Consider the following 6,021-nt stretch of genomic DNA (forward strand, 5'->3'; position numbering starts at 1 on the left):
ATGGGTATAGGGCGCTATTCCAGCCCGAGGCTGTTGCGCAGAATTGTCAGGCGTTCATCGTCCCCGTCACGGGCAGCCTGCTGAAGAGATTTGGTTGGGGCATGGATCAGGCGGTTGGTCAGTTTCCAGGCCAGATCCTGCATAATCGCCTGCGCGTCGCCGCCCTGTTCAAGCGCCGCTAACGCTTTGGCCGTCAGGTCATCACGCACCTGCTCCGCCTGACCGCGGTACTCGCGGATGGTCTCGCTGACGCTTTGCGCGCGCAGCCAGGCCATAAATTCGCTGGTTTCCTGCTCAACGATGGTTTCCGCCTGCACGGCCGCCGCTTTACGCTGGGCAAGGTTGTGCGAAATGATGCTTTGCAGGTCATCCACGCTGTACAGATAGGCGTTTGCCAGTTTGCCCACTTCCGGTTCGACATCACGCGGAACGGCGATATCCACCAGCAGCATAGGCTGATTGCGGCGGGATTTCAGCGCACGCTCGACCATCCCTTTGCCGATAATCGGCAGCGGGCTGGCGGTAGAACTGATAATAATGTCCGCCTCTTTCAGGCGTTCATCGATGTCGCTCAGCGCAATCACCTCAGCGCCGACTTCATCTGCCAGCACCTGCGCACGTTCCCGGGTGCGGTTGGCGATGATCATCTTCTTCACTTTGTGTTCGCGAAGATGGCGCGCCACCAGTTCAATGGTTTCGCCCGCCCCCACCAGCAGTACGGTGACGGTCGACAGCGATTCAAAGATTTGACGGGCAAGGGTACAGGCCGCGAAAGCAACCGAAACCGCACTGGCACCAATATCGGTTTCGGTTCGCACACGCTTCGCCACGGAGAAAGACTTCTGGAACATACGTTCCAGTTCGCTCGCTTTCAGATGCCCTTTCTGGGAGTCCGCGAAGGCTTTTTTTACCTGGCCGAGGATCTGCGGCTCGCCCAGCACCAGCGAATCCAGACCGCTGGCCACGCGCATCAGATGGCTGACCGCATCGTTATCCTGATGCCAGTACAGGCTGTTGCGCAGCTCTTCTTCGTTGAGGTTGTGGTAGTCACATAACCAGCGGATCAGCGCCTCGTGCAGGTTGTCCTGCTCCTCCACGCTTAAATACAGCTCGGTACGGTTGCACGTCGACAGCACCACCCCTCCCTGCACCATCGGCTGTGCAAGCAGGCTGTCCAGCGCCAGGTCGAGCGTATCCGGCGAAAACGTAACGCGTTCTCGCAGTGAAACCGGGGCTGTTTTGTGGTTAATACCGAGTGCTAATAGGGTCATGTTGAGCGGGAGTAGTACCAGCGTTAATAAGGTTAGCAGGACGCATCATACAGGATGCGCGAGATCAATAAAAGAGACTGCACCCTTTCGGAGTAATAGCTTATACCCGTCATACTTCAAGCTGCATGCGCGTTGGCTGCGCTCGTTCACCCCAATCGCATAGTTATCTATGCTCCTGGGGATTCACTCTCTTGCCGCCTTCATGCAACTTGAATTATTTAGGGTAGATACAACGCTTTGAGATAATTTGAACGTAGACGGTGGCACCCTTCAACGCTAGCATTAACAGTTATAACTGCAACGTATCTCAAGGATTTGTCATCATTATGACCCGAATGATTCGCCTGCTGCCTCTGGCGGCCCTGGTTCTGACCGCCTGTTCCGTTAACCAGCCGAAAGGTCCGGGCAAAAGCCCTGACTCACCCCAGTGGCGTCAGCACCAGCAGGATGTGCTGAAATTAAGCCAGTACCAGACCCGCGGTGCGTTTGCTTATCTCTCTGACAAACAAAAAGTTTACGCTCGCTTCTTCTGGCAACAAACGGGTCAGGACAACTATCGCCTGCTGTTACTGAACCCGCTGGGTAGCACCGAACTGGAGCTTAACGCGAAGCCTGGCGAAGCGCAGATCACCGATAACAAGGGCCAGCACTACACGGCCACCGACGCCGAAGAGATGATTGGCAAGCTGACCGGGATGCCGATTCCGCTGAACAGCCTGCGCCAGTGGATCCTCGGCCTGCCGGGTGAAGCGACCGACTATACCCTCGACGATCAATACCGTCTGAGCCAGGTGAACTACACCCAGGGCGGTAAAACCTGGAAAGTGGTGTACAGCGCGTATGACAGCAAGACTCAACCGTCGCTGCCGTCCAATATGGAGCTGACGCAGGGTAGCCAGCGTATCAAGCTGAAAATGGATAACTGGATCGTTAAATGATGACCCACTGGCCCTCTCCCGCAAAACTGAACCTGTTTCTCTACATTACCGGGCAGCGCGCTGACGGCTATCACACCCTGCAAACGCTGTTTCAGTTTGTCGATTACGGCGACACGATCTCCATCGAACCGCGTCAGGACGGGCAAATTTGCCTGCTGACGCCGGTCGACGGTGTGGCGCACGACGATAACCTGATCGTGCGCGCCGCCCGTCTGCTGATGCAAACGGCGTCGGCGTCGGGCCGTCTTCCAGCGGGAAGCGGTGCGGATATCCGTATCGACAAACGCCTGCCGATGGGCGGCGGTCTGGGCGGCGGTTCGTCAAACGCCGCGACCGTGCTGGTGGCGCTCAATCACCTTTGGGGCTGCGGCCTGACAACGGACGAACTGGCAGCGCTAGGATTGACGCTGGGTGCCGACGTACCGGTGTTTGTGCGCGGTCATGCGGCGTTCGCTGAAGGAGTGGGTGAAATCCTTACGCCGGTCGACCCACCGGAAAAATGGTATCTAATCGTTCACCCTGGCGTGAGCATTCCTACCCCGGTCATCTTCAAAGATCCTGACCTGAAAAGAAATACCCCGGTACGGTCAATAAAAACGTTATTAAATTGTGAATTCAGCAACGATTGCGAGGATATCGCAAGAAAACGTTTTCGCGAGGTTGATGCGGTGCTTTCCTGGCTGTTAGAATACGCGCCGTCGCGCCTGACCGGTACAGGGGCCTGTGTCTTTGCTGAATTTGACACCGAAACCGCCGCCCGTCAGGTGCTTGAGCAAGCGCCGGTTTGGCTGCATGGTTTTGTAGCACGCGGGATGAACACCTCCCCCCTACAGCAGGCCATTCTGGCGCAGACTGAGTTTCGGTGACAACGTCACCCTGTTCCAGACGTTGCATCGCGCTCTTTAATACACCGCCTGGATAGCGTTTGCTTAGGCCCCGCAGTTTGCGGCGAACGCTATCCACCACTGGACGCATGCCTGAGGTTCTTCTCGTGCCTGATATGAAGCTTTTTGCTGGTAACGCCACCCCGGAACTAGCACAACGTATTGCCAACCGCCTGTACACTTCCCTCGGCGACGCCGCTGTAGGTCGCTTTAGCGACGGCGAAGTCAGCGTACAAATTAACGAAAATGTACGCGGTGGTGATATTTTCATCATCCAGTCCACCTGTGCTCCAACGAATGACAACCTGATGGAATTGGTTGTTATGGTCGACGCGCTGCGTCGTGCTTCTGCTGGCCGTATCACTGCTGTTATTCCTTACTTTGGCTATGCACGTCAGGACCGTCGCGTCCGTTCCGCGCGTGTGCCAATCACCGCTAAAGTTGTCGCAGACTTCCTGTCCAGCGTTGGCGTTGACCGTGTACTGACGGTCGACCTGCACGCAGAGCAGATCCAGGGCTTCTTCGACGTGCCGGTTGATAACGTATTCGGTAGCCCAATCCTGCTGGAAGACATGCTGCAACTGAATCTGGACAACCCGATTGTGGTTTCTCCGGACATCGGCGGCGTGGTACGTGCTCGTGCTATCGCGAAGCTGCTGAACGATACCGACATGGCGATCATCGACAAACGCCGTCCGCGCGCTAACGTTTCTCAGGTGATGCACATCATCGGTGACGTGGCTGGCCGCGACTGCGTGTTGGTGGACGACATGATCGATACCGGCGGTACGCTGTGTAAAGCCGCTGAAGCGCTGAAAGAGCGTGGTGCGAAACGCGTATTCGCTTACGCGACTCACCCAATCTTCTCCGGCAATGCGGTGAACAACCTCCGTAACTCCGTCATTGACGAAGTTGTGGTGTGCGATACCATCCCACTGAGTGACGAGATCAAAGCGCTGCCAAACGTGCGTACATTGACCCTGTCCGGGATGCTGGCCGAAGCGATTCGTCGTATCAGCAACGAAGAATCCATCTCTGCAATGTTCGAACACTGATCGAACACGGCCAAAAAACCCGCTACGGCGGGTTTTTTTGTTTATAGTTTTTATTTGTATGACTTATGCCTCCTTCACCTGCCATTCATATGACAGATGATGCGCACACGGATGATAGATAATTGTGAAAAACGTAACCTCCTCACATGTTCTGCCCTTTCGCGCCCTCATCGACGCCTGCTGGAAAGAGAAATACACATCGTCACGCTTTGTTCGTGACCTGATAGCCGGGATCACCGTCGGGATTATTGCCATCCCGCTGGCGATGGCGCTGGCCATTGGTAGCGGCGTCGCGCCGCAGTACGGTCTTTACACGTCGGCGGTCGCCGGGATTGTGATTGCACTAACGGGCGGGTCCCGCTTCAGCGTTTCCGGCCCGACCGCCGCCTTTGTGGTGATCCTCTACCCGGTTTCCCAACAGTTTGGTCTGGCAGGCCTGCTGGTTGCCACCCTGATGTCCGGCGTCTTTTTAATTCTGTTCGGTCTGGCCCGTTTTGGTCGTCTGATTGAATATATCCCCCTTTCCGTGACGCTGGGGTTCACCTCGGGGATTGGGATCACCATCGGGACCATGCAGATTAAGGATTTCCTCGGCCTGCAAATGGCCCATGTTCCGGAGCACTATTTACAGAAAGTGGGCGCGCTGTTTATGGCGTTGCCGACGACCAACCTGGGCGATGCCGCCATCGGCATCGTTACCCTCGGCACACTCATTGTCTGGCCTCGCTTAGGCATTCGTCTCCCGGGGCATCTGCCCGCCCTGCTGCTGGGCTGCGCGGTGATGGGTATCGTCAACCTGCTCGGCGGACAGGTCGCCACAATTGGCTCCCAGTTCCACTATGTTCTGGCGGACGGCTCACAGGGTAACGGTATTCCGCAGCTGCTGCCGCAGCTGGTTCTGCCGTGGGACATGCCGGGCTCCAGCTTCACCCTGAGCTGGGATTCCCTTCGCGCCCTGCTGCCCGCCGCATTCTCCATGGCCATGCTGGGGGCGATTGAATCCCTGCTCTGCGCCGTCGTGCTCGACGGTATGACCGGCACTAAGCATAAAGCCAACGGCGAACTGGTAGGCCAGGGTTTAGGGAACATCGTTGCACCGTTCTTCGGTGGTATTACGGCTACGGCTGCAATTGCCCGTTCCGCCGCGAACGTGCGTGCAGGCGCGACATCACCGGTTTCAGCGGTCATTCACTCCCTGCTGGTGATCATGGCGCTGCTGATCCTTGCCCCGCTGCTTTCATGGCTTCCGCTTTCTGCCATGGCTGCACTACTGCTGATGGTGGCCTGGAACATGAGTGAGGCGCATAAGGTGGTTAACCTGCTGCGCCGCGCGCCGAAAGACGACATTATTGTGATGCTGATCTGTATGTCGCTGACCGTGCTGTTCGATATGGTTATCGCCATCAGCGTCGGCATTGTGCTGGCCTCGCTGCTGTTTATGCGCCGCATCGCGCAGATGACGCGTCTCTCCCCGGTTAACGTTGAGGTGCCTGACGATGTGCTGGTACTGCGGGTGATCGGCCCCCTGTTCTTCGCCGCGGCGGAAGGACTGTTCAGCGATCTGGAATCCCGCATCGCGGGCAAACGAATTGTGGTGCTGAAGTGGGATGCCGTCCCGGTGCTGGACGCCGGTGGTCTGGATGCCTTCCAGCGCTTTGTTGCCCGCCTGCCGGAAGGCTGCGAGCTGCGGATAAGTAACCTCGAATTCCAGCCCCTGCGCACCATGGCGCGCGCGGGCGTACAGCCGATCCCTGGCCGATTGTCCTTCTACCCTAACCGTGAGGCTGCGTTAGCGGATCTGTAATCGTTCCGAAAAGCCAACACATAAAAAAAACGACTCATTTTAGAGTCGTGTTTTTTTTTTTATTATTTT

General features: G+C 56.8%; 5 protein-coding genes. 4 read left to right on the forward strand and 1 reads right to left on the reverse strand.

Annotated elements, in window-relative coordinates; translation table 11 throughout:
* Positions 1–14: 14 nt before the first annotated feature.
* Positions 15–1,271: a glutamyl-tRNA reductase gene (hemA, locus tag ACOTX7_RS11465; protein WP_003856666.1), complete on the reverse strand. Its 1,257-nt coding sequence runs from the start codon at positions 1,269–1,271 to the stop codon at positions 15–17.
* A 326-nt stretch (positions 1,272–1,597) separates the two neighbouring features.
* On the opposite strand from hemA, the gene lolB reads away from it, so the two are divergent.
* The 4 genes from lolB (at position 1,598) to dauA (ending at position 5,952) form a co-directional block, all read left to right on the forward strand.
* Positions 1,598–2,209 carry a lipoprotein insertase outer membrane protein LolB gene (gene lolB, locus ACOTX7_RS11470; protein WP_221256105.1) on the forward strand — a complete coding sequence of 204 codons (612 nt, stop codon included), beginning with the start codon at positions 1,598–1,600 and terminating at the stop codon, positions 2,207–2,209.
* On the forward strand, positions 2,206–3,075 hold the full coding sequence (gene ispE, locus ACOTX7_RS11475) for a 4-(cytidine 5'-diphospho)-2-C-methyl-D-erythritol kinase (RefSeq protein WP_006810918.1): 870 nt from the start codon (positions 2,206–2,208) through the stop codon (positions 3,073–3,075). Before lolB ends, ispE begins: the two co-directional genes overlap by 4 nt.
* Positions 3,076–3,200: 125 nt before the next feature.
* Positions 3,201–4,148 carry a ribose-phosphate diphosphokinase gene (gene prs, locus ACOTX7_RS11480; RefSeq protein ID WP_003856663.1) on the forward strand — a complete coding sequence of 316 codons (948 nt, stop codon included), beginning with the start codon at positions 3,201–3,203 and terminating at the stop codon, positions 4,146–4,148.
* Positions 4,149–4,272: 124 nt separating this feature from the next.
* Positions 4,273–5,952, forward strand: a complete 1,680-nt coding sequence (gene dauA, locus ACOTX7_RS11485; protein ID WP_205923739.1) for a C4-dicarboxylic acid transporter DauA — start codon at positions 4,273–4,275, stop codon at positions 5,950–5,952.
* The last annotated feature ends 69 nt before the right edge of the window (positions 5,953–6,021 follow it).

The sequence above is a fragment of the Enterobacter cloacae complex sp. IR5418 genome, assembly GCF_049238105.1.
Lineage (GTDB): Bacteria > Pseudomonadota > Gammaproteobacteria > Enterobacterales > Enterobacteriaceae > Enterobacter > Enterobacter hormaechei.